Source organism: Flagellimonas beolgyonensis, from assembly GCF_003992615.1.
Classification (GTDB): Bacteria; Bacteroidota; Bacteroidia; order Flavobacteriales; family Flavobacteriaceae; genus Flagellimonas; species Flagellimonas beolgyonensis.
The window spans coordinates 149,395-172,225 of record NZ_RZMY01000016.1 but is presented as its reverse complement, the minus strand read 5'-3'; the positions used below and the strand labels follow the sequence as shown (position 1 = coordinate 172,225).

Here is a 22,831-nt window from a genome sequence, read left to right as displayed (position 1 = left end):
CATTTCCCCAAAAGTTATTCTTTCATTACAAAGTTGATGGGGATGCTGTATTTTACACTTACGGGTTTACCGCGTTGCTCACCTGGTTTTACCTGTGGAAGGGAAGCTATAATTCGAACAGCCTCTGCTTCCAACAATCGGTCCGGACCCCGTTTTTGGATATCGGTGACCCTTCCTTTGGAATCGATTACGAATTGCAAGTGGACCCGTCCGGTAATGTGCATTTCAAGTGCTGTAGGAGGATAGGTGAAATTCTTTTTGATGTGCTCCTGAACTTTTTCATTGAAACATTCCTTGCGTTCCTGCTGGGTCTTTAAATCTTCACAACCTGGAAAAACAGGTACATACTCAATAATGGCAAAGGGGACAACTACGTCATCTTCAACTTCTTCTACCTCAACATCATTAATATTAACGATGGCATCCTCGATAAAGGTTTCTTGACTACTTTCAGTACTTTCTATTACAGTTTCTTCCACATCGACCACGTCTTCCACTATCTCTATTACATCGGGAGCAGAGGGAGGTGGGGGAGGTGGGGGAGTACGAAGCATTTCTGTGATGGGAACATCTTCCTTAAGATCGTCGGTCAATTGTACAACTTCTGATATTTCGGATTCACTTTCATAGACCTTAACTTCCAAAGATTGCCATGTAACTAACAATACCGAAGTTAGGCCTATCATGAAATAAAGACTGCTATTGCGTCCTATTTCGGCATTTGGGTTCTTTTTGGGTTTCATGACTTTTTCTATTTAACTAACGTAAAGATAGATAGGTCATAAAATAAAAAACATGATAATAATCAGGCTTTTAAATTGCTGATTCTACATTTTGGACAACTCTTTTTTGTTGTTTTCCCAAATTAGGGCGGCAGCACCACATATCGCGGCAGTTTTGCCTTCCATCCCGGAAAGCAATAATTTTACCTTACCGCGGTACACTTCCAAAAGGAAGGCATTGAAGTACTTTTCCAAGGGATCCATGATCCATTTGCCGCTGTTGGTGAGGCCACCCATGAGGATAAAGGCTTCGGGTTGTGTAAATGCAGTAAAATTGGCCAGGGCCTGAGCCATGATCCGTGCCGTATAATCGAAAGCCATTAAGGCAATTTCATCCCCTTCTTCCGCCGCCTGGGTAATTTCCTCGCCATGAAGGTCGTTATAGGCAATATTTCTAAATCGGCTATCCATCAAATATTTGCTCTGCATATACATAATGGTCCGCTTAAGTCCAGTCGCCGAAACATAGGCTTCAAGACCACCTCTAACACCAAGTCCGGTCAATCTTCCATCGCCCATGGTCATGTCCACATGGCCCAGTTCTCCGGCAAAACCGTCGAATCCATCAATAAGTTGGCCATTGGCCACAATACCGGCACCAAATCCGGTTCCAAGAGTTATCACGATAAAGTCGGTCATGTTTTTGGCAGTACCAAACAGCATTTCCCCCAAGGCCGCGGCGCTGGCATCGTTCATGATCCGAATGGGCATGTCCATCCGTTTTTTAAGTTTTTCCACCAAGGGAATACTGCCTTTCCAAACAAGGTTGCTTGCATTTTCTATAGTTCCCTTTTTACTGGAAGCATTGGGAGCGCCAATGCCGCATCCAATAAGATTGACGGAGGTGCCTATATTGCCGACCAGCGTATCCACCGAATTTTGGATTTTATCGAAATATTCCTCCAGATTCGGATAATCCTTTGTGTTGAAATGGCTTTGGTCCAAACAGATTCCCTGTGCATCCACCAAACCAATTTTGGTTTTGGTACCACCGATGTCAATGCCAATTACTAAATCCATAATTTTAGGTTGTGATGATTTGCAGATTTTAAATATAGCCAATATGCTATCAAAAAAATAACTTCCCAAACTTTTATGGCGACGGATTTTTTCCTAATATCAGGCAAAAGTTTAAAAACTGACCTCTGTCATGTTTTAGATGAAGGGCCGGGTCTACTTTTGAAATAACAGAATGAAAATTTAAATGTTTTAGGTATGAGCAGTGTAAACAAAATATTGGTTCCTTTCGATTTTTCCGAAGCTTCCCTGAATGCCTTGGAATATGTGGCCAATTTTGTGGGGCCACAACGATCTGTGGATATTTTGGCACTTTATGTAAGTGTTATGCCGATCAGTGAAGGTGATTTGGCGAAACTTAAAGTTGATTTTGAAAAAGTGGTCGATTCCATTGGGGTTCGCTTGCAAAGGAAACCGGAATTCAAAACGGAAATCGGTGATGTGACCAATACTATTTTAAAGATCCAAGAGCAAACGGGCGCCGATTTGATCATGATGGGCACCATGGGAGACAAAGTGACCGATGAGGCGATTACCAATACCTCCAAATTGGTGTTGGATGCTAATTGTTCAGTGATTTCCATCCCCTACGGCTGCCCCATAAAGGAACCCAAAAATGTAGCGTTGTTGTTGGGTCGTGAAAAAATTGAGGATAAGGAAGTGTTGGCCAGTTTGTTGGATTTGGCCAGAACGTTCGATTCCCGTATTCATGTGCTCACTATATACAAAGAGTCCATTTATGAAGAGGATGCCATTGTAGAGAATACCGAAGAGTTGTTGGAATATTACTTGGAGCATTTTTATGCCGATCATACCTTCAACAAAAATGCAGATGTCGAAGCAGGTATTTTAAGCTATATTGAGGAAAAGGACATCGATCTTTTGGTCATTTTGCCACGAAACCATGTGCGAAAAAGTACACCATCCGAAGGTCGATTGACCAAAATGTTGACCTTGCATTCCGAGATTCCGGTTTTGGCTTTGGACTAGTTCCAAGATGATTTAATGTTTTATGGAGGCTTATTGATTTCAAATGGCCTCTCGCCAAGTTATGATGAAGGCAATTGGATTTTTGACGATTTGCCTCTACCGTTCACTTTGAACAATTGGCCTGGAATAAGTTGATATTGACAACCATTAATACTATAAAATATGAGCTCAACCAAAGACCTTGGCAAGTATGGATTGCAAAACGTAACAGCACATTGGAACCTCAATGCCGAGACCTTGCAAAAAATCACTTTGGAAAAGGGGATGGGTACGGAGACCTCCAACGGCACCCTTTGTATCAATACTGGAAAATTTACAGGGCGTTCCCCAAAAGATCGTTTTTTGGTGAAGGACGAATACACTTCCGATAAAGTGTGGTGGGGACGCATCAACAAACCCATCTCACCTGAAAATTTTGATAAACTGTACGATGAAGTTGTAGAATATCTTTCAGGCAAGGAAGTCTATGTGAGGGATGCCTACGTTTGTGCCGATCCAAAATATCGGATGAATGTTAGGACTATTACAGAATATCCGTGGTCCAATTATTTCATCAAGAACATGTTCCTCCGATTGGATGAAAAGGATTTGGATGGTTTCGAAGAGGAATGGCTGGTACTTTGTGCGCCAGGGTACGAGGCACCAAATCCTGCAGAAGTTGGTATTTTGAGCGGAAATTTCTCCATATTGAATTTTACCAAAAAAGTGGCACTTGTGGGCGGGTCTGCCTATACCGGCGAAATGAAAAAGGGTATTTTCTCTGCCTTGAACCTTATTTTGCCCACGGAAAAAGAGGTGTTGCCCATGCACTGCTCCGCCAACGTTGGGGAAGATGGGGTCACGGCCATATTTTTCGGGCTTTCCGGAACAGGAAAGACCACGTTATCCGCCGATCCCAGCCGAAAACTGATCGGGGACGATGAGCATGGTTGGACCAAGGAAAACACCATTTTCAATTTTGAGGGTGGTTGCTATGCAAAAGTTATCGATTTAACCGAAGAAAAGGAGCCGGATATTTATAGGGCCATTCGCCCAGGAGCCCTTTTGGAAAATGTGGTGTTCAAAAAAGGGACCAAAGAGGTGGATTATTTTGACAGCAGTATCACCCAAAATACTAGGGTGAGCTATCCCATTGATCATATTGACAATATTCAGGTGCCTTCCTATGCTTCCAATCCCAAACATATTTTTTTCCTAACCTGTGATGCCTTTGGGGTGTTGCCCCCGGTCTCCAAACTGACCCCGGGTCAGGCGGCCTACCATTTCATTTCAGGATATACGGCCAAAGTGGCTGGTACGGAAGCGGGCATTACCGAACCTGTTCCATCATTCTCTGCTTGTTTTGGAGAACCTTTTATGCCATTGCACCCAGCAGTCTATGCCGAAATGCTGAGCAAAAAAATGCGCGAGGCAGGGGTGAGCGTTTGGTTGGTGAATACGGGATGGAGTGGTGGTCCCTACGGCGTGGGATCACGAATCAAATTGAAGTACACACGCGCCATGATTTCGGCCATTTTGGAAGGTAAATTGGATGAAGTGGATTATGAGACACACCCCATTTTTGGATTGTTCATGCCCAAATATTGTCCAGGTGTGCCCACCGAACTCTTGGATCCCATGAACACATGGCTTCAAAAAGGGGCCTATGTGAGCAAGGCCATCCAATTGGCACATTCGTTCCATATCAACTTTGACAAATTCGCCAGTCAAGCTTCCGAAGAAATCATGAAAGGTGGACCATTGATCGATTCGCACCATAGTTTAAATGAACATATATAAACGCATAACCCAATCACAGTGAGCGATAAAGACCGATTTTTAATTGAAACCTTAGGGGCGAGCAACTATGAATCCCCACTGAAACTGAGCACCACCAAAGGGGATCATATCTTCAATTTTGTGAAGGAATCGGATAAATTGCTGTTCGATTTATCCTTGGAACAATGTTCCTATTTTTTGAACAAGGGCCAAGATCCGCTTTGTTTGGAAAAATCAGGTCCCCGAAAGCAAATTTTTTTCGATGCCAAAAATACTACTGCGGCCATTGTGACCTGTGGTGGTCTTTGCCCGGGAATCAACAATGTGATTCGGGGCGTGGTCATGGCGCTTCATTATTTTTATGGGGTAAAAAGAATCATCGGCGTGCCGTATGGTTACGAAGGATTGAATCCGGCCAAAGGTCATGAGCTTATCGATCTTAATCCGGAAAAGGTCAAGGATGTCCATCAATTTGGAGGTACGTTTTTGGGATCCTCCCGAGGAGCCCAGGATGTTTCCATTATGGTGGATACACTTCAGGAAAACAAGGTGGATATGTTGTTTGCCATTGGTGGGGATGGTACTTTAAAAGGGGTGAATGCCATTGGTGAGGAAATTGCCCGGCGGAATGCCAAAATTAGTGTGGTAGGAATTCCCAAAACCATTGATAACGATATTGATTTGATAGACGAATCCTTCGGATTTGAAACCGCATTTGATGTGGCAAGTCCCATTTTAAGGGATGCCCATAATGAAGCCACTGGTGCCTATAATGGTATTTCCATCATTAAACTGATGGGGCGCGATAGCGGGTTCATTGCCGCCTCGGCAGCTTTGGCCATGCCTGTGGTCAATTTTGTGCTGATTCCGGAAATGGACTTTTCTTTGGAAGGTGAAAATGGGTTCCTGACCATTCTGGAAGATCGTCTAAAATCGAAAAAGCATGCCGTTATTGTGGTGGCAGAAGGGGCAGGACAACAGTTGTTCGAGCATCGGCAAGTGGTAAAGGATGCTTCAGGAAACATCAAACATGAAGACATTGGGATTTTTCTAAAGGAGCAGATTGGAGCGTATTTTAAGGAAAAAAATGTTCCAGTTACCATAAAGTATATCGACCCCAGTTATATTGTGCGGTGTGCCCCTGCCAATTCCAGCGACAGTGTGTATTGTAGTCGATTGGCGTACCATGCCGTGCATGGGGCCATGGCCGGAAAGACTAAATTTGTGGCCTGTAAGGTAAACAACCATTATGTGTATGTGCCCATCTCCGAGGTTACCAAAAAACGGAAGAAGATAGACCTTGAAGGGGAGTTTTGGTTTTCGGTTTTGCAAAGTACCGGACAACCATTTTCGTTAGGATAATGGATCGAATTTTGAGCTGACATTTGTCATTGAAATTTGATTTAAGTAGTAATAGATTTGAATAGATTCAAAACAATTATCATGGAAGTACAAGTTCAATATCAAAAAATGATGACCAGTGAATCATTGACCCAATTGTTGATGAAAAAACTGGATGGTTTGGAAAACAAGTACAACTGGTTGATCAAGGCCAATGTGCTATTTAAAACGGAGAACGATAAAACCGGTGAAGGTAAGATTTGCGAGATAGAGCTGAGTGCGCCCGGTCCAAGGATCTTTGCCAAGTCCAAAACCGATGATTTTGAAAAGTCCATGGCCGAAACCATAGAAGACCTAAAAAAGCAACTGGAGAAAAGACAAGCTACTTTTAGCTCTCACTGATCATTGGATCAAGATGAATATTGCGCATGAATCCTTAAATTGAAATCGATGAAACTCAAATTGGTCACCATTAGTTTTTTGCTCTTGATGGGATGTTCCTCCACCAAGTTGGTGGGCACATGGAAAAACCCCGATATAGTGCTCTTTGATGCCTACCAGGTTCTTGTTGTAGGTATGGTCCAAGATGATAGGGCCCGAATGGAGTTCGAGACCAAGTTTGCGGATGCATTGAAAGCCCAAGGAGTGGATGCCATGCGCAGTATTGATCTTTTTGATGTGGAATTTACCTCCTCCAAACGATCTGAGCAGGAGTTGGAAGACGTGGAACAACAATTATTGGACAAAGGTTTTGATGCCATCTTGTTTACCAAAGTGGTGGGTACCGAAAACCGAAGGACGTTTAAGGAACACTTGAACAGTGTCGATAAGATGTTCATGCGTTTTAGCAACGATTATTTGGAGCACCAAGAGATCTATTACGATCCAGAGTACTATGACAGTTTCAACATTTACCATGCAGAAACGTCCTTGTACTGTATTTGTGTTGGAAAGGAAATTGAATTGATATGGCGGGGTGAGGTGGATGTTACCGAACCGGCCAATGTAAACAAGGCCATAGACTCCTATATCAAATTGATCACAAAGTCAATGGGTGAGCAAGAAGTGATTTTCTAGGAAAGGCCCAATGCGTCCATTACGCCCAAAAAGTCCAATAAAATACAAACGGGTATCGCAATTAGGATAACGATGAGCACAAAGACCATCACCCTTAAAAAGGAGACGATAAGCTTGTCCCCCAAAGAAGCTTCATTTGCCATAGTAGTGTAATTTCCATCAATTTAAGGAATTATTTGCTCAAATCTATGGCTTACGAGGTCAATATTCGATTAAAGGATGGATTTTTCGTGTGTCCTGTAAACCAATTATTTGGTATCCTTTTTTCCACCGCTCAACAACTTGCCCAACTCTTCCAAACTGATACCTTTTGTTTCAGGCATCATAAAGATCACCCAAAGCAATTGTAGCACCATCATAACGGAGAAAAAGATAAAAATGGGCCAAGGGTTGTCCTTGAAAATACCAATTTCGGAATCCAAAAATGTAGGGGTCAGCAAGGTAATCAATGCGGCAAAAACCCAATGGGTTCCCGTTCCCCAAGCCTGGCCATACGACCTGACTTTGTTCGGAAATATTTCGGAAATGAACACCCAGATTACGGCTCCTTGTCCCACTGCATGGGAGGCGATGAACACCAAAATAAAGATCAACAAGAGTACCGAACTGGCAGAGGTATAGAAGCACCAACCCACCATGGCCAAACTGATGATATAGCCAATGGATCCTATGTACATCAATTGTTTTCGGCCCAATTTATCGATGAGGGCGATGCCCACAAAGGTGAATATCAAATTGATCACACCGATTGAAATGGAACTGAACAGGGATTCCCCCGATGCAAGCCCGGCCCGCTCCAGAATTTCGGGAGCATAATACAACACAAAGTTGATACCGGAAAGCTGGTTGAAAAACGCCAATAAAAAGGCCAAGATCAGGGGTTTATTGTACTTGCCCGAGAACAGGTTTTCCTTGTGTTTTTCAGCAGCTTCGAACACCGCAACCTTTATTTCCGAAAGGTGTATGGAAGCCCGTTCGCTTTCGATGCCCAAGCGGGTTATGGATTCAATTATCACACTGTCCGCCCTGTTTTTGAGCAACAACCACCTTGGACTGTTCGGAATTTTCATCACCATCAGTGTATAGATAAGGGCGGGCAATCCTTCAATGCCCAACATCCATCGCCAAGCCACATTTTCGTCAAAAATGACCCCGATGAGGTAATTGGAAATAAAGGCGATCAATATCCCAAAAACTATATTGAACTGGTACATGGCGGTAAGCCTACCGCGAGTGGCAGCAGTTGAAATTTCAGAGATGTATACTGGAGCGGCCACGGAAGATGCGCCAACACCTACACCGCCAATGAATCTAAAAAAGGAAAAACTGTAGGCTTCAGGTGCCATGGCTGAACCAACGGCAGAGATAAAATAAAGGACGCCGATCCAGAAAAGGGTTTTCTTTCGTCCCAACCGATCGGTGGGTATACCTCCGAACAAAGAGCCCAACACGGTTCCCCATAATGCCATGGACATAATGAAAATACCATGGAAGGTAAAAATGGAATCACCCAAAAACCAATTGGTGTGCCACAATTCCTTTATAGGTTGGTTGGCACCGGAAATCACAACGGTATCGAACCCAAACAAAAATCCGGCCAAGGCCGCCGTCAACGAAATCCTGAAAATGCGTTTATCCATGTTGGTTGATTTTTGCTAAAGCTAACCAAATTTTATAAATACTTGGAAATGGATTCGGTGATAAGATCAGCTGCACCTTTGTTTGCTGCGATGTAGTTTGCATTTATGGCGCCCACCTGTTCTCTTTGTTGTGCATCAGTTATGAAAGTGTCCATTACCTTGTAAAATTCGGTTTGGTTGGAGACGGATAAAATACCACCGTTGGCCACCAAGTCCTCGGCTTCCTTAAATCCATGGTATTTTGGCCCAATAACGACGGGAACCCCAAAAACGGCAGGTTCCATGGTATTGTGCAAACCGGTTGCAAAGCCACCACCTACATAGGCCATATCGGCATAACTATAGATTTTGGTCAATAACCCAATGGTGTCCACCACCAACACATCGTAGTCCTTCATATTTTTGTTGTCCATTTCGGAATAACAAATGGTCTTTTTCTGCAGAGCGGCCAAGATTTTGGAAATATGGGCTTCCTTGATTTCATGTGGGGCAATCACGAATTTAAAGTTGGAATCGGATCGGTTGATGTAGGGAATCAGCAACTCCTCATCTTCGGGCCATGTACTGCCGGCCACAAGACAAGGATGATTGTTTTTGAACTCCGTCATAAAATCCAATTGATTGTCACGTTTCAGTATTTCCGAAACACGATCCAATCGTGTGTCCCCGCTAACCGTACAGTTTTCAAAACCGATGGATTGAAGAAGTGCTTTGGAACTGTTGTCCTGAACAAAGAAATGGGAAAAGGTGGTAAGGCTTCTGCGCATGAAACCACCGTAAGGCTTAAAGTAAATCTGTCTTTTTGAAAAGAGGGCCGAAACCAAGAACGTAGGAATGTTGCGTTGTTTTAGTTCCTTTAGGTAATTGGGCCAGATTTCGTATTTCACAAATACAGCAAATTCAGGTTGTACCAAATTCAGAAACCTTGTTGCATTGGAAATTGTATCCATCGGCAGGTACACCACCACATCGGCAGCGCTGGTGTTCTTCTTTACTTCATACCCCGACGGCGAGAAAAAGGTTAGGATGAGCCGATGATCGGGAAATTGTTTTCGCAATCGTTCCAAAATAGGCAGCCCCTGTTCAAATTCGCCCAAGGAGGCCACATGCATCCATATGTTTTCTTTGTCAGATGAAAGTTTGGTTTCAAGTTCAGGAAATGTGTTCTTCCTACCCGAAACAAACAATTGGATCTTCGGTTGGAAAAGTGCGACCACCTTCAGAATGTTCCCGACCAGCAAAACCAAAAAGTTGTAAATAAATCGCAAGGGCATCATTTTTTGCTAAAATACATTCTTTCGGTAAGAGGGCATTATGGCATCTTAATTTCTTAATTTTGACGCATAATATATTCCGATGAAAAAAATTCAGATGGTTGACCTCAATGGTCAATATGAAGGTATCAAAAAAGAGGTAAATGATTCCATTGCGGAGATTTTGGAAACCTCTGCTTTTATCAACGGTCCACATGTGCACGCTTTTCAAAAAGAATTGGAGGCCTATTTGGGCGTAAAACATGTGATTCCCTGTGCCAATGGTACCGATGCCCTTCAAATTTGTATGATGGGTTTGGGTCTGCAACCAGGGGATGAGGTAATCACTGCAGACTTTACCTTTGCGGCCACCGTGGAGGTGATTGCTCTATTGAATCTGGTCCCTGTTTTGGTGGATGTGGAACCCGATACCTTCAACATTGATATCAATGCCATTGAAAAGGCCATTACGCCAAAAACCAAGGCCATTGTGCCCGTGCATCTGTTTGGGCAATGTGCCAATATGGACGCGATTATGAAATTGGCCGAAAAGCACAATTTATTTGTGATTGAGGATAATGCCCAGGCCATTGGTGCCACTTATACCGCTCCCGATGGTAAAAAAATGAAATCTGGGACCATCGGTCACTTGGCTTCCACGTCATTTTTCCCATCAAAAAACTTGGGATGCTATGGCGATGGCGGTGCCATTTTTACCAATGATGATGATTTGGCACATACCCTTCGCGGAATCGTAAACCATGGGATGTACGAACGGTACTACCATGATGTGGTGGGTGTCAATTCCCGATTGGATTCCATTCAAGCCGCTGTGTTACGAGCCAAACTGCCCAAATTGGATGGTTATAACGAGAGCCGTTGGCAGGCTGCATTAAAATATTCCAAGGCCTTTGAAGGACAGGAGCATATTGTAACACCAAAGATTTCTTGCGCTTGTGGTATGATAAAAAGTACATGCGATTGCCACGTGTTCCACCAATACACCCTTAAGATCTTAAACGGAAAAAGAGATGCCCTGGTAAAACATTTGAACGAAAATGGCGTTCCTTGTGGAGTGTACTATCCAGTTCCATTGCATAAACAAAAGGCTTATGCCGATAGTCGATACAAGGAAGAAGATTTTCCGGTAACCAATCAACTGGTCAAGGAAGTGATTTCCTTACCGATGCATACGGAGTTGGACGATGAACAGATCCATTACATCACCCAGTTGGTGATTGACTTTGTAAACAATGGGTAAATTATTTTCTTTTTTCCTTTTTCTTTTTTCAGTACTGGTATCAGCCCAGGATTCGATCAATGCTGAAGGAATAACTTTTTTATCGGATTTTGAGGAAAGCCATTTCACCAATTTTGCTAATGGCGCAGAGGAAGATTATATCGCTGCTCTTTTGGGAATTGACTCGACCATGACGGTGTCCAAGGCGGCTAAAATTAAGTCCAATGTCGATAACTTTCTTGAAGGGTTAAAGAAAAAATCCCTGTCATATAATCCCAAAAAAAAGGTCAAGTATATTTTCAATGAAGTTCATGATAGATTTTTCAGAAAATACGAATTGGACGCCAATTTTTCGGATATTTTCAAATCACAGACCTATAATTGTGTTTCGGGTACAGCACTTTACACCTATGCATTCGACTATTTAGGGGTGCCCTACCAAATCAAAGAAACCCCAACCCATGTTTTTTTAGTAGCCTATCCTTTTCAGTATGATATTTATGTGGAAACCACCCTTCCCGGAAAAGCAGGTTCCTATGTCCCATCAGAGTTTATCATTAAAAAGGCAATAGATAATCTAGTTTCCATGAAAATATTGACATCCGATTATGTCAATTCCGTAGGTTACAACAAAGCATACAATGATTATTACTATGGTAACGAGAACATAACGAAAAAGGACTTGGTTGGCATCCAATATTACAATAAGGGAATCTTTTTGTTAAATGGATCAAAATACCAAAGAGCCTACTGGAACATGCAAAAATCCAGCTTGGTCTATGAGAATGAAAAGACAAAAATTTTCAATGAAGGAATTTTGACTTTATTAATGGATGAGCTTGACTTTTCCAATATGGAAAATTTCAAATGGTTCATCACTTTCACAAAAATAAACCAAGAAACCGATTACTTGAAGTATAAACTGTATTCAATAATATCGAATGACAAGCTTTCTGAATTCGATATGGTACAGGTAGAAGAAAAGTTGGCTGAGGTTGAGAACACGGATCTGAGAAATGCGCTCATGGAAACTTTTTATTCCTTCAAGGCGGAGAAAGCGTACAAATTTCAAAATACCTCCGAGGCACTTGAATATGCGCAAAAGATTTATGAGCTGAATCCGAACAACATAAATGCAAAAAATTATATTGCACTGATTGAATTGGACAAATTAGCTCAGAAAAATATATCGGATGCACGTCTTGAGGATTTGACCGACCTGGTTGAGCGATATCCATTCCTTGAGGAATTTGGGTTATACAATAGATATCGAGTATACCTGTATTCCTTTCTTGTGGCAAATAGCTTTAATAATAATCAGAAAGTAGCTGGCGATGCTTATTTAAATGAATTGGAGCAGCTTCTCAAAGAGAACAAAGAGGGCAGTTTGGATTTCAATCAAGGTGCAATCGGCAAAGCCTACGGAGAAATCGGTGCTTATTTTTATCGAAAGGGACAAAAGGAGAATGCCATGAGGATGTTAAAGAGGGGTCTGGAGTTTTCTCCTGAAAATGAAGATATTGAACGAAAAATTCGATTAATAAATCAATCATATTGATGAAGATATTGGTTACGGGAGGTCTTGGCTACATCGGTTCCCATACCGTGGTGGAGCTTCAAAATGAAGGTTTTGATGTGGTTGCCGTGGACAACCTTTCCAATGCGTCCATCGAAGTTTTGGATGGTATCGAGGCCATAACGGGAAAGAAACCCTTGTTTGAGCAAATGGACCTGAGGGATAAAGCCAAAGTCCAAGAATTGTTCAAAAAGCATACCGATATTGCCGGGGTTATCCATTTTGCAGCATCCAAAGCAGTTGGGGAAAGCGTGGAAAAACCATTGCTGTACTACGAGAACAATTTAGGCGTGTTGGTGTACATTTTGCAAGAATTGCAAAAAAAGGAGGGTGCCAGTTTTATTTTTAGTTCGTCTTGTACCGTGTATGGCCAAGCCGATGAAATGCCGATTACGGAAAGCGCACCGGTGAAACCTGCAGAATCTCCCTACGGCAACACCAAACAAGTGGGAGAGGAAATTATCCGGGATACCTGTCTGGTTACCCCAAATATCAAGGCCATTGCTTTACGCTATTTCAATCCGATCGGGGCCCATTCTACAGCAAAAATAGGCGAGTTACCATTGGGAGTTCCCCAAAACTTGGTGCCGTTTATCACCCAAACGGCGGTTGGGCTTCGGGCACAACTTTCGGTATTTGGTGATGATTACCCCACCCCAGATGGTACCTGTATTCGTGATTATATCCATGTGGTGGATTTGGCCAAGGCACATGTAAAGGCCTTGCAGCGTCTCCTTAATGGTGAAAACGAATCCAATTATGAAGTGTTCAATTTGGGAACAGGAAAAGGGAGTTCCGTTATGGAAGTGATCCAAAGCTTTGAGCGTGTTTCCGGAAAAAAACTGAACTACAAGATTGTGGATCGGCGGCCAGGGGATGTGATCCAAGCCTTTGCCGATACCACCAAGGCCAATACTGTGTTAGGTTGGAAGGCCCAATCCACTTTGGATGAGGCTATGAAATCGGCTTGGGATTGGGAACTACAGGTGGAAAAAAACAGAAGTGCCAAATCCTAAAGGCACTTTTGGTCGTACATAAGGTATGTTGACCAATTATAGCAATAGTTTGGAGTTGTTGGAAGCAGTTCAACGTGAACAGCTCTACCAAAAATTGATACAACAGATCAAAAAGGATTTTGATCTGGCCAACATTGCCATTGAGATTCCTTCAGAAATTACCCCCGCAGCGCTCAAGAGTGTTGTTCACGAAAAATTGTACGTACTATTGGTGGAGCGGTTTGACCAATACTTGAACCTGTTGTACGTGATCGATATTTCTGAAAGTGAGGTAAAAAATATTAAGGCCATGGACGCTGTTGACGTTACGGCAGAGGTAACCTTTTTGTTGTTGAAAAGGGAATGGCAAAAAGTATGGTACAAGGCCAAGTACAGTTCCTGAACCTTTGGTTCACACCTTTACATAAATGCCTTTTTTGTCCATAACGTACCCCACTACCCAGCAGGTAAGCATAATCCAGAGCGCGAAGAGCAATGATCCCATATAGCCACCGGACCAAGAGATGAAAACGTTATCGGCAATCCAACGATACAGCGACGAATCGCCCACATCAATCGAAAAAAGGCTAATTACAAACAGTTCGGAAAGCAAATAGATGAACAGGGTATTTTTGCCAAACACCTCAAAAAAGTAGCTCCAGCCTTTGGTTTTCCGCATATCCAGAAAATAGATCAGCGTGGCAATCGCAACAAGGTCAATACCGCAAGTGAGCAATACAAAGGAGCTGGTCCATAGTTTTTTGTTGATGGGGAGCAAGAGGTCCCAGGCCAATCCGGCAAAAACCAATGCAAAACCGACCATCATCAATTTCGAGATGGTCTCATAGTTTTGTCCATTTTGTTGGATGAATTTTCCGGCCAAATAACCAATGATTACATTCACAATCGCCGGCAACGTACTCAAAAGACCTTCGGGATCAAAAGCGATGCCTTCACCGTGGTACATATGATTGGGACCGATAAGCCATTCATCCAATTTAAGCACGGCATTGCCGGTAAGGGTAAGGTCTCCAAACCCAATCAAGATCAAATGGTAAGCTGCCAAAAAAGCAATGCTCAACCAAATCGCGGTCCTCGTCTTCACAAAGTGAAGAATGATGGAGGCGAACATGTAACACAGCGCAATACGTTGCAATACCCCAAAAATTCGGGTGTCTGAAAAAGGTTTTAGTTGCCCATCATCAAAAAAAGGAAACCAATACATCAAAAAGCCCAAAAGAAAAATAATGGCCGTACGCTTGAACACTTTTTTGAAAACCGCAGAATTACCCATGCTTTCGTATTTCTTCATGCTAAAGCTCATGGAATTGCCCACCACAAAAAGAAAGGTTGGGAAAACAAGGTCGGTCAGGGTAAAACCGTTCCATTCGGCGTGCAGCAAGGGAGAAAAGGTGGTGGAGCCCCTTCCGGGCGAATTCACAATGATCATCAAGGCCACATCAAGGCCCCTGAAAACATCCAAGGATAGGTAACGGTTTTTAAGCGTGGACATGTTTGGTTGGTTTTGAAGTGCCCCCAAGTTATATTTTTTTTAGTTTGCCCCATTCATTTCCAACAATTATTTCGTTATTGTCGCTTTCCCAACAGTTCTGTAAAATGTTTGTGATTTTTGGGCAATATTTGGTTAAATCGCATTTGTATAAACGGTAAAACCCGTATTTTTGAAGAAATTTTCCATAAAGATTTGGAGAAACATAAGGAATGGACAAATATTCATTTTTAAATGCTGCGCATACCTCGTTCTTTGCGGAGCTATACGATAAATATCTTACAAACCCCGATAGTGTAGAGCCCAGTTGGAGGGCTTTTTTTCAAGGATTCGATTTCGGTATGGAAAGTTCCTTGGACGAATTGGGATTGGTCGAAGAAAAGATGGGTATGGCCGTGCTGCCCAATGGCAAGCAGGTGGAAATGCCCGAGACCCTTCAAAAGGAATTCCAGGTCATTCGATTGATCGATGGCTATAGAACCCGTGGCCACTTGTTTACCAAGACCAACCCAGTACGCGAGCGTAGAAAGTATGAGCCCACTTTGGAACTGGCCAATTTTGGTCTTTCCAATGAGGACTTGGATACCACGTTCGATGCAGGTAAAATTTTGGGCATTGGTCCGGCCACATTAAAAGAGATTGTAACCCATTTGGAGAGCATCTATTGCGATGCCATTGGGGTGGAATACATGTACATCCGAACCCCGGAACGTATCCAATGGATCCAGGATTGGCTCAATGTAAACGATAACCATCCAAAGTTCTCTGCGGATGAAAAGAAGAATATCCTAAGAAGACTCAACGAAGCCGTTTCCTTCGAAAGTTTCTTGCACACCAAATATGTGGGGCAAAAACGGTTTTCGTTGGAAGGAAATGAATCCCTTATTCCCGCATTGGATGTGATCATCGAAAAAGCGGCCGACAAAGGGGTGAAGCAGTTTGTGATGGGGATGGCCCACCGTGGCCGTTTGAATGTGTTGACCAACATATTCGGGAAATCCCCAAAGGACATCTTTAGCGAGTTCGATGGTAAGGATTATGAAGAAACCATCTTTGATGGGGACGTAAAATACCACTTGGGTTGGACTTCCATGCGGGAGACCGATACGGGCAAAATGGTCAATATGAACATTGCCCCGAACCCATCGCACTTGGAAACCGTAAACTCCATTGTGGAAGGTATTGCGCGGGCCAAGCAAGATCAGGATCATAGCGGGAATATCTCAGAAGTACTGCCCATTTTGGTACATGGAGATGCTGCTTTTGCTGGTCAGGGTGTGGTGTACGAAACCATACAGATGGCCGGATTGGACGGTTACCACACAGGAGGTACCATCCATATTGTGGTAAACAACCAGATCGGATTTACCACCAACTATTTGGATGCACGTTCGTCAACGTATTGTACCGATGTGGGCAAGGTGACCCTTTCCCCGGTATTGCATGTGAATGCGGACGATGCCGAGGCCGTGGTGCATGCAGCAACCTTTGCTTTGGAGTATCGTATGCGCTATAAAAGGGATGTGTTCTTGGATATGTTGGGTTACCGTAAATACGGCCACAATGAAGGGGATGAGCCCAAGTTCACCCAACCCTTATTGTACAAGGCCATATCCAAGCACGACAATCCAAGGGATATCTACGCAGCTAAATTGATAGCTGAGGGCATCATCGATGAGAATTATGTCAAGGATCTAGAGGAAAAATACAAGAGTGATCTGGAAGAAAATCTTTTGGATTCCCGTAAAATAGAAAAGACCCGTATCACTCCTTTTATGCAGGATGAATGGGAAGGCTTTGAGCAGGTGACCGAAGAAGCGATGCTGAAACCGATGGACACCACTTACGACCTCAAAAAGTTGGATGTTATAGCCGAAAAGATCACTGAACTTCCCAAGGACAAAAAGTTCTTGCGTAAACTGGAGCGTTTGGTAGAGGCCCGTCACGACATGTACTTCAAGGATAACAAACTCGACTGGGCCATGGGCGAACTTTTGGCCTATGGATCCTTGTTGGAAGAAGGCTATAACGTGAGAATGACCGGTCAGGATGTGGAGCGGGGAACCTTCTCGCACCGTCATGCCGTGATCAAAACAGAAATGCACGAAGAGGAAGTGGTATTGTTGAACGACTTGGGTGAACACCAAAACGGTCAGTTCCACATCTATAATTCATTGTTGTCCGAATATGCCGTTATGGGGTTTGATTATGGTTACGCCATGGCAAGCCCAAAAACGTTGACTATTTGGGAAGCACAGTTCGGGGATTTCAGTAATGGGGCCCAGATCATCATCGACCAATATTTGTCGGCTGCGGAGGATAAATGGAAATTGCAGAACGGATTGGTGCTATTGTTGCCACACGGTTATGAAGGCCAAGGTGCCGAGCATTCCTCTGCGCGTATGGAACGATACCTTCAATTGTGTGCCAAGGACAATATGTATGTGGCCGATGTGACCACACCTGCCAACCTGTTCCATTTGTTGCGCAGACAGATGAAGGCCAAATACCGCAAACCATTGGTGGTGTTTACGCCAAAAAGTTTGTTGCGTCACCCTAAAGTGGTCTCCACCAAGGAAGAAATGGCCAATGGCAGTTTCCAAATGGTGATTGACGATGCCGAAGCCAAAGTGGCCAAAGTAAAGACCTTGGTTTTCTGTACTGGTAAGTTTTATTATGACCTTTGGGACAAAAGAGAAGAATTGGGCAGGGATGATGTCGCTTTGGTGCGAGTGGAACAGTTGTTTCCATTGCCTGCTGAGGAAATGCGAGCCATCATCAAGAAATACAAGAATGCCAACGACATTGTCTGGGCACAGGAAGAACCCCGCAACATGGGTGCTTGGAGCTTTATCTTGATGCATTTGGATGAGGCCAGACAATTCAGGGTGGCTTCCCGAAGATTTTATGGGGCGCCGGCCGCTGGTAGCGCGGTGCGTTCCAAAAGACGTCACGCCCAAGTTTTGGAGTACGTTTTCGACAAGAGTAAGGATAATATGAAAATTCGATAATACAAGTATAAACGATAACAGCATGGTTTTAGAAATGAAAGTCCCCTCTCCCGGGGAATCCATAACAGAGGTTGAAATTGCCGAATGGTTGGTAGCCGATGGTGACTATGTGGAGAAGGATCAGGCCATAGCCGAGGTGGACTCGGACAAGGCAACATTGGAGCTTCCTGCCGAGGAAAGCGGAATTATTACCCTTAAGGCAGAAGTTGGGGATGCCGTTGCGGTGGGTGAAGTGGTTTGCCTTATCGATACCAGCGCCAAAAAACCGGAAGGAGCCAAAAAAGCCGAGAAGAAGGAGGAGGAGCCCAAAAAAGAGGAACCTAAAGCTGAGGTGAAAAAGGAAGAACCCAAAAAGGAAACCTATGCCTCCGGCACGCCATCGCCAGCGGCCAAAAAAATATTGGATGAGAAAGGCATTGAGCCTTCGTCCGTTTCTGGTTCGGGTAGGGATGGTCGTATCACCAAGGAAGATGCCATACAAGCAGTTCCATCCATGGGCACGCCCACCGGTGGCAGCCGTGGTGAAACCCGTTCCAAATTATCCATGCTCCGCAGAAAAGTGGCAGAACGTTTGGTAGCTGCCAAAAATGAAACCGCCATGTTGACTACCTTCAACGAGGTGGATATGTCGGCCATTTTTGAATTGCGTTCGAAATATAAGGATGAGTTCAAGGATAAGCATGGGGTAAGCCTAGGTTTTATGTCCTTCTTCACCAAAGCGGTGATCCGTGCCTTACAAATGTACCCAGCTGTAAATTCTATGATTGATGGCAAGGAAATGATCACCTATGATTTCTGTGATATCAGCATTGCGGTATCCGGACCCAAAGGATTGATGGTGCCCGTGATTCGAAATGCGGAAAATTTGACCTTTAGGGGTATCGAGGCCGAAGTGAAACGCTTGGCCCTTCGTGCCAGGGAAGGTGATATTACCGTGGATGAAATGACCGGGGGTACCTTTACCATTACCAATGGGGGAGTGTTCGGTTCCATGTTGAGTACACCGATCATCAACCCACCACAAAGTGGTATTTTGGGTATGCACAATATTGTAGAGCGTGCCATTGTTCGAGATGGTGCCATTGCAATTGCCCCTGTTATGTATGTGGCTTTGTCCTACGACCACAGGATCATTGACGGAAAAGAATCTGTCGGATTCTTGGTGGCCGTAAAAGAAGCATTGGAAAGTCCGGAAGAATTGTTGATGGACAACAACGTGAAAAAAGCGTTGGAGCTATAAAATAAAATCATTCCAAACGAGTCCTCTGAGCGAAGTCGAAGTGGATTTGGGAGGGGTAAAGAACAAATGCCTTTACTTTTTTAAGTAGAGGCATTTTTTATTGTAGTCGATAATGGCACGTGCCTTTTTGAGTACATCGGCACCAATAATGCCATCAACGGGTAAGGCATTGTGTGAAACTAGGGCTTGGTTTACATGGACCAGGTCGAACAATACAATTTTCTGTTTCTTTTTTTTCCATTTCCCGATTTCGATGGTGTTTTTTGTGGAGATCAAGGTTTCCATATCAACGGCACCTGCACCGGCGGCCTTCACATCGGTGGCCTCGGAGGCCATGGCAAAAAACTCGATCTTGTCCATGCCCACACAGGTGTTGGAGGCCCCTGTATCCAAAATGAACTTGCCGGAAATGCCATTGATCTTAGCCACGATTTCAAAGTGGTTCGTTTCGGTAAACACCAAGGGGATTTTAATATAGTCTTTGGATTTCAGGAACTTTTTTAATGATGTCATATTGTTTATTGAGTGATGTCATGCTGAGAGCAATCGAAGCATCTTTACATATAATGCGGGACAAAGTTTTGGGACAACTAAGATAAATCTATTTTTGTGATATGATCATAACCGACACCCATACCCATTTATATAGCGAAGCCTTTGACGAAGACCGTGATGCCATGATGCAACGTGCACTGGATGCCGGAGTGCAACGCTTTTTTATCCCTGCCATCGATTCCACCTATACCCAGGCCATGCTGGATTTGGAGTCCAATTATCCAAAGAATGTGTTTTTGATGATGGGTCTGCATCCCACCCATGTCAAGGAGAATTATAAGGAAGAGCTTGCACTGGTAGAGAAGTGGCTGACCAAACGGAAGTTTTATGCTGTAGGTGAAATCGGTATCGACCTGTATTGGGACAAGACCTTTTTGAAGCAACAGCAAGAAGCTTTCGTGTATCAGATCCGATTGGCCAAAAAGCATCAATTGCCCATCGTGATTCATTGTCGGGAATCGTTCGATGAGATTTTTGAAATCCTTGAACAAGAAAAAGGGGACGACCTTTTTGGAATTTTCCATTGTTTTACTGGAACCCTGGAGCAAGCGCACAAAGCCCTATCCTATAATATGAAGTTGGGCATCGGGGGAGTGGCCACGTTCAAGAACGGGAAGATCGACCAGTTTTTAAATCAAATTGATTTAAAGCACATTGTGTTGGAAACCGATTCGCCCTATTTGGCACCGGTTCCGTATCGCGGCAAACGAAACGAAAGTGCCTATGTGAATCAGGTGCTGGAAAAGTTATTCTTTATATATGATAGGCCTGTCGAGGAAATTGCGGAAATTACCACCCAAAATTCCGTTGAAGTATTTGGAGTATAGCCCATGAAAAAGAAGACCAACATATTATTGATTTATACCGGCGGCACCATTGGTATGGTCAAGGATTACAAAACCGGAGCCTTGCGTGCTTTCAATTTTGAGGAGCTCATCAAGAACATTCCCGAACTGGACCAATTGGATTGCAGTCTTAAGGGAGTCTCTTTCAAGGAGCCCATCGATTCTTCCAACATGAATCCCAAATACTGGGCTTTGATCGCATCCATCATCGAGGACAATTACGAAGACAATGATGGTTTTGTGGTGCTGCATGGTAGCGACACCATGAGCTATTCGGCTTCCGCCCTCAGTTTTATGTTGGAGCATTTGGCCAAGCCGGTGATCTTTACCGGATCCCAATTGCCCATTGGCGATCTACGTACCGATGCCAAGGAGAACCTGATTACCTCCATTGAGATAGCTGCATTACAGGAAAAGGGGAAGCCGGTGGTACAGGAAGTGGGCCTGTATTTTGAGTACAAGCTATACCGGGGCAATCGCACCACTAAGATCAATGCGGAACATTTTGAGGCCTTTGCTTCTTTGAACCATCCCCCTTTGGTGGAATCGGGAGTGCATTTAAAAGTGCACTCTAATTATTTGGTAAAAAAGTCAATGAAAAACAAATCCCTCATCGTGCATAAAAGCATGGACGATCGGGTGGCTATACTTAAATTGTTTCCGGGCATCAATAAGGAAGTGGTGCATGCCGTCTTGAATATTCCCGGTTTGAAGGCTTTGATCCTGGAAACCTATGGGGCAGGAAATGCCCCGATGGACGAATGGTTTTTGAACGAATTGAAGCTGGCCGTAAAAAAAGGATTGCACATCATCAATGTAACCCAATGCTCGGGGGGCAGTGTTTTTATGGGGCATTACGAGACCAGTGAAAAGCTTAAGGAAATGCAACTGGTTAACGGCAAGGATATTACAACGGAGGCCGCAGTTGCCAAGGCCATGTACCTTTTGGGGACAGGGGTGCCGGACAAACTGTTCAAGACAATTTTCGAAACCTCACTTCGTGGGGAAATGGTGTAAAATTAACGCCTCAAATTTCTAAAACTGATTATTTTTTCGTTTATTGGTCGCCCTAAATGAAGGAATAGAGAGGTGGCCGAGTGGTCGAAGGCGCACGCCTGGAAAGTGTGTATACACCAAAAGTGTATCGAGGGTTCGAATCCCTTCCTCTCTGCTAGGTATTTTAGTTTTTCAATTGCAAAATTTTTATATCTTTAACATTATTAACTAACTAAATTTAAGTTTTAAGTAAAATGAAAAAAATATCCTTTACTCTGGCTGCTGCCGGAATGTTTGTTTTGGGAACTACATCTGCATCTGCAGCAATGTTACAAGAAGAGGCTGAGGCCAGCAAAGGTTTCACCCAGGTATTGAAAGAACAGTTCATCCAAGGGGGGCCTGCCTTCATGGGAGTTGTACTGCTTTGTTTGATCTTGGGATTGGCTGTGGCTATTGAAAGAATCATTTATTTGAATTTGGCAACCACCAACACTACCAAATTGAAGCAACAAGTGGAGGACGCTTTGGCTTCAGGTGGTATCGAAGCTGCCAAAGAAGTTTGTAGAAACACAAAAGGACCTGTTGCTTCCATTTTCTACCAAGGTTTGGATAGAGCTGATGAAGGTTTGGAGTCCGCTGAAAAAGCAGTTGTGGCCTACGGAGGTGTTCAAATGGGCCAGTTGGAGAAAAACGTGTCTTGGTTGTCCCTATTTATCGCCATTGCCCCGATGCTTGGGTTCATGGGTACGGTAATCGGTATGATTCAGGCCTTCCAGAAAATTGCTGCTGTAGGTAACTTGAGTGCTTCCTTGATTGCGGGAGACATCCAAGTGGCGTTGTTGACAACCGTATTCGGTTTGATCACTGCGATTATCCTTCAGATTTTCTACAACTACATCATTGCTAAAATCGATAGTATCGTAAACGACATGGAAGACAGCTCCATATCCTTGATTGATATGTTGGCCGCTCACAAGAAATAATTACGAATTAAAAACTATCGGG

At 43.6% G+C, this 22,831-nt stretch carries 21 protein-coding genes and 1 tRNA gene; 15 read left to right on the top strand and 7 right to left on the bottom strand.

Going from position 1 to position 22,831, the window contains the following annotated elements; translation table 11 throughout:
* Positions 1 to 14: 14 nt before the first annotated feature.
* Together EO131_RS11765 and EO131_RS11760 are read right to left on the bottom strand one after the other, a co-directional pair.
* Positions 15 to 743, bottom strand: coding sequence for an energy transducer TonB (locus EO131_RS11765; RefSeq protein WP_127022175.1), 729 nt, complete (start codon positions 741 to 743; stop codon positions 15 to 17).
* A gap of 84 nt (positions 744 to 827) precedes the next feature.
* Positions 828 to 1,802, bottom strand: coding sequence for an ROK family protein (locus tag EO131_RS11760; RefSeq protein ID WP_127022172.1), 975 nt, complete (start codon positions 1,800 to 1,802; stop codon positions 828 to 830).
* Positions 1,803 to 1,997: 195 nt separating this feature from the next.
* On the opposite strand from EO131_RS11760, the gene EO131_RS11755 reads away from it, so the two are divergent.
* From EO131_RS11755 to EO131_RS11735, 5 genes are all read left to right on the top strand, one after another.
* Positions 1,998 to 2,789: a universal stress protein gene (locus tag EO131_RS11755; RefSeq protein WP_127022168.1), complete on the top strand. Its 792-nt coding sequence runs from the start codon at positions 1,998 to 2,000 to the stop codon at positions 2,787 to 2,789.
* Positions 2,790 to 2,951: 162 nt separating this feature from the next.
* Positions 2,952 to 4,568 (top strand): phosphoenolpyruvate carboxykinase (ATP), encoded by a 1,617-nt coding sequence (pckA, locus tag EO131_RS11750; protein ID WP_127022166.1) that lies wholly within the window; start codon positions 2,952 to 2,954, stop codon positions 4,566 to 4,568.
* A gap of 18 nt (positions 4,569 to 4,586) precedes the next feature.
* Positions 4,587 to 5,909, top strand: a complete 1,323-nt coding sequence (locus EO131_RS11745; RefSeq protein WP_127022164.1) for an ATP-dependent 6-phosphofructokinase — start codon at positions 4,587 to 4,589, stop codon at positions 5,907 to 5,909.
* Between the two features lie 81 nt (positions 5,910 to 5,990).
* Positions 5,991 to 6,290, top strand: a complete 300-nt coding sequence (locus EO131_RS11740) for an HPF/RaiA family ribosome-associated protein (RefSeq protein WP_127022162.1) — start codon at positions 5,991 to 5,993, stop codon at positions 6,288 to 6,290.
* A 48-nt stretch (positions 6,291 to 6,338) separates the two neighbouring features.
* Positions 6,339 to 6,965, top strand: coding sequence for a hypothetical protein (locus tag EO131_RS11735; RefSeq protein ID WP_127022160.1), 627 nt, complete (start codon positions 6,339 to 6,341; stop codon positions 6,963 to 6,965).
* On the opposite strand, the gene EO131_RS17160 is transcribed toward EO131_RS11735, so the two are convergent.
* From EO131_RS17160 to EO131_RS11725, 3 genes are all read right to left on the bottom strand, one after another.
* Positions 6,962 to 7,108, bottom strand: coding sequence for a hypothetical protein (locus EO131_RS17160; protein ID WP_164731681.1), 147 nt, complete (start codon positions 7,106 to 7,108; stop codon positions 6,962 to 6,964). The genes EO131_RS11735 and EO131_RS17160 overlap by 4 nt on opposite strands.
* Positions 7,109 to 7,213: 105 nt before the next feature.
* Positions 7,214 to 8,605 carry a sugar porter family MFS transporter gene (locus EO131_RS11730; protein ID WP_127022158.1) on the bottom strand — a complete coding sequence of 464 codons (1,392 nt, stop codon included), beginning with the start codon at positions 8,603 to 8,605 and terminating at the stop codon, positions 7,214 to 7,216.
* A 32-nt stretch (positions 8,606 to 8,637) separates the two neighbouring features.
* Positions 8,638 to 9,879 carry a 3-deoxy-D-manno-octulosonic acid transferase gene (locus tag EO131_RS11725; RefSeq protein ID WP_127022945.1) on the bottom strand — a complete coding sequence of 414 codons (1,242 nt, stop codon included), beginning with the start codon at positions 9,877 to 9,879 and terminating at the stop codon, positions 8,638 to 8,640.
* 82 nt (positions 9,880 to 9,961) lie between these two features.
* On the opposite strand from EO131_RS11725, the gene EO131_RS11720 reads away from it, so the two are divergent.
* The 4 genes from EO131_RS11720 to EO131_RS11705 are packed head-to-tail and all read left to right on the top strand — an operon-like array spanning position 9,962 to position 14,072.
* The gene (locus EO131_RS11720; protein ID WP_127022155.1) at positions 9,962 to 11,119 is read left to right on the top strand and encodes a DegT/DnrJ/EryC1/StrS family aminotransferase; all 1,158 of its coding nucleotides are present in this window, start codon (positions 9,962 to 9,964) and stop codon (positions 11,117 to 11,119) included.
* On the top strand, positions 11,112 to 12,656 hold the full coding sequence (locus EO131_RS11715; RefSeq protein ID WP_127022153.1) for a tetratricopeptide repeat protein: 1,545 nt from the start codon (positions 11,112 to 11,114) through the stop codon (positions 12,654 to 12,656). Before EO131_RS11720 ends, EO131_RS11715 begins: the two co-directional genes overlap by 8 nt.
* On the top strand, positions 12,656 to 13,690 hold the full coding sequence (gene galE, locus EO131_RS11710; protein ID WP_127022150.1) for a UDP-glucose 4-epimerase GalE: 1,035 nt from the start codon (positions 12,656 to 12,658) through the stop codon (positions 13,688 to 13,690). The genes EO131_RS11715 and galE overlap by 1 nt, the downstream gene beginning before the upstream one ends.
* 25 nt (positions 13,691 to 13,715) lie before the next feature.
* On the top strand, positions 13,716 to 14,072 hold the full coding sequence (locus EO131_RS11705) for a hypothetical protein (protein ID WP_127022147.1): 357 nt from the start codon (positions 13,716 to 13,718) through the stop codon (positions 14,070 to 14,072).
* 9 nt (positions 14,073 to 14,081) lie between these two features.
* Here EO131_RS11705 and EO131_RS11700 read toward each other — a convergent pair whose 3' ends face one another.
* On the bottom strand, positions 14,082 to 15,182 hold the full coding sequence (locus EO131_RS11700; RefSeq protein ID WP_127022144.1) for an acyltransferase family protein: 1,101 nt from the start codon (positions 15,180 to 15,182) through the stop codon (positions 14,082 to 14,084).
* A 209-nt stretch (positions 15,183 to 15,391) separates the two neighbouring features.
* Here EO131_RS11700 and EO131_RS11695 point away from each other — a divergent pair, with 209 nt between their 5' ends.
* Both EO131_RS11695 and odhB read left to right on the top strand, forming a co-directional pair.
* Complete coding sequence (locus EO131_RS11695) at positions 15,392 to 18,190, top strand: 2-oxoglutarate dehydrogenase E1 component (RefSeq protein ID WP_127022141.1); 2,799 nt, start codon at positions 15,392 to 15,394, stop codon at positions 18,188 to 18,190.
* A gap of 22 nt (positions 18,191 to 18,212) precedes the next feature.
* Entirely contained in the window at positions 18,213 to 19,430 is a 1,218-nt protein-coding gene (gene odhB / locus EO131_RS11690) for a 2-oxoglutarate dehydrogenase complex dihydrolipoyllysine-residue succinyltransferase (RefSeq protein WP_127022138.1), read from the top strand.
* Between the two features lie 72 nt (positions 19,431 to 19,502).
* Here the strand turns inward: odhB and EO131_RS11685 are convergent, their stop codons facing one another.
* The gene (locus tag EO131_RS11685; protein ID WP_127022135.1) at positions 19,503 to 19,943 is read right to left on the bottom strand and encodes a retropepsin-like aspartic protease family protein; all 441 of its coding nucleotides are present in this window, start codon (positions 19,941 to 19,943) and stop codon (positions 19,503 to 19,505) included.
* Positions 19,944 to 20,044: 101 nt separating this feature from the next.
* Here EO131_RS11685 and EO131_RS11680 point away from each other — a divergent pair, with 101 nt between their 5' ends.
* The 4 genes from EO131_RS11680 (at position 20,045) to EO131_RS11665 (ending at position 22,809) form a co-directional block, all read left to right on the top strand.
* Positions 20,045 to 20,812: a TatD family hydrolase gene (locus EO131_RS11680; RefSeq protein WP_127022132.1), complete on the top strand. Its 768-nt coding sequence runs from the start codon at positions 20,045 to 20,047 to the stop codon at positions 20,810 to 20,812.
* A 3-nt stretch (positions 20,813 to 20,815) separates the two neighbouring features.
* Entirely contained in the window at positions 20,816 to 21,847 is a 1,032-nt protein-coding gene (locus EO131_RS11675) for an asparaginase (RefSeq protein ID WP_127022129.1), read from the top strand.
* Between the two features lie 66 nt (positions 21,848 to 21,913).
* Positions 21,914 to 22,001: transfer RNA gene (locus EO131_RS11670), tRNA-Ser, on the top strand.
* Positions 22,002 to 22,080: 79 nt separating this feature from the next.
* Positions 22,081 to 22,809, top strand: a complete 729-nt coding sequence (locus tag EO131_RS11665; protein WP_127022126.1) for a MotA/TolQ/ExbB proton channel family protein — start codon at positions 22,081 to 22,083, stop codon at positions 22,807 to 22,809.
* The last annotated feature ends 22 nt before the right edge of the window (positions 22,810 to 22,831 follow it).

Coding starts and splice junctions, on each gene's coding strand:
- EO131_RS11765 (WP_127022175.1), bottom strand. CDS start 743: ATGAAACCCAAAAAGAACCCAAATGCCGAAATAGGACGCAATAGCAGT.
- EO131_RS11760 (WP_127022172.1), bottom strand. CDS start 1,802: ATGGATTTAGTAATTGGCATTGACATCGGTGGTACCAAAACCAAAATT.
- EO131_RS11755 (WP_127022168.1), top strand. CDS start 1,998: ATGAGCAGTGTAAACAAAATATTGGTTCCTTTCGATTTTTCCGAAGCT.
- pckA (WP_127022166.1), top strand. CDS start 2,952: ATGAGCTCAACCAAAGACCTTGGCAAGTATGGATTGCAAAACGTAACA.
- EO131_RS11740 (WP_127022162.1), top strand. CDS start 5,991: ATGGAAGTACAAGTTCAATATCAAAAAATGATGACCAGTGAATCATTG.
- EO131_RS11735 (WP_127022160.1), top strand. CDS start 6,339: ATGAAACTCAAATTGGTCACCATTAGTTTTTTGCTCTTGATGGGATGT.
- EO131_RS17160 (WP_164731681.1), bottom strand. CDS start 7,108: ATGGCAAATGAAGCTTCTTTGGGGGACAAGCTTATCGTCTCCTTTTTA.
- EO131_RS11730 (WP_127022158.1), bottom strand. CDS start 8,605: ATGGATAAACGCATTTTCAGGATTTCGTTGACGGCGGCCTTGGCCGGA.
- EO131_RS11725 (WP_127022945.1), bottom strand. CDS start 9,879: ATGCCCTTGCGATTTATTTACAACTTTTTGGTTTTGCTGGTCGGGAAC.
- EO131_RS11720 (WP_127022155.1), top strand. CDS start 9,962: ATGAAAAAAATTCAGATGGTTGACCTCAATGGTCAATATGAAGGTATC.
- EO131_RS11715 (WP_127022153.1), top strand. CDS start 11,112: ATGGGTAAATTATTTTCTTTTTTCCTTTTTCTTTTTTCAGTACTGGTA.
- galE (WP_127022150.1), top strand. CDS start 12,656: ATGAAGATATTGGTTACGGGAGGTCTTGGCTACATCGGTTCCCATACC.
- EO131_RS11705 (WP_127022147.1), top strand. CDS start 13,716: ATGTTGACCAATTATAGCAATAGTTTGGAGTTGTTGGAAGCAGTTCAA.
- EO131_RS11700 (WP_127022144.1), bottom strand. CDS start 15,182: ATGTCCACGCTTAAAAACCGTTACCTATCCTTGGATGTTTTCAGGGGC.
- EO131_RS11695 (WP_127022141.1), top strand. CDS start 15,392: ATGGACAAATATTCATTTTTAAATGCTGCGCATACCTCGTTCTTTGCG.
- odhB (WP_127022138.1), top strand. CDS start 18,213: ATGGTTTTAGAAATGAAAGTCCCCTCTCCCGGGGAATCCATAACAGAG.
- EO131_RS11685 (WP_127022135.1), bottom strand. CDS start 19,943: ATGACATCATTAAAAAAGTTCCTGAAATCCAAAGACTATATTAAAATC.
- EO131_RS11680 (WP_127022132.1), top strand. CDS start 20,045: ATGATCATAACCGACACCCATACCCATTTATATAGCGAAGCCTTTGAC.
- EO131_RS11675 (WP_127022129.1), top strand. CDS start 20,816: ATGAAAAAGAAGACCAACATATTATTGATTTATACCGGCGGCACCATT.
- EO131_RS11665 (WP_127022126.1), top strand. CDS start 22,081: ATGAAAAAAATATCCTTTACTCTGGCTGCTGCCGGAATGTTTGTTTTG.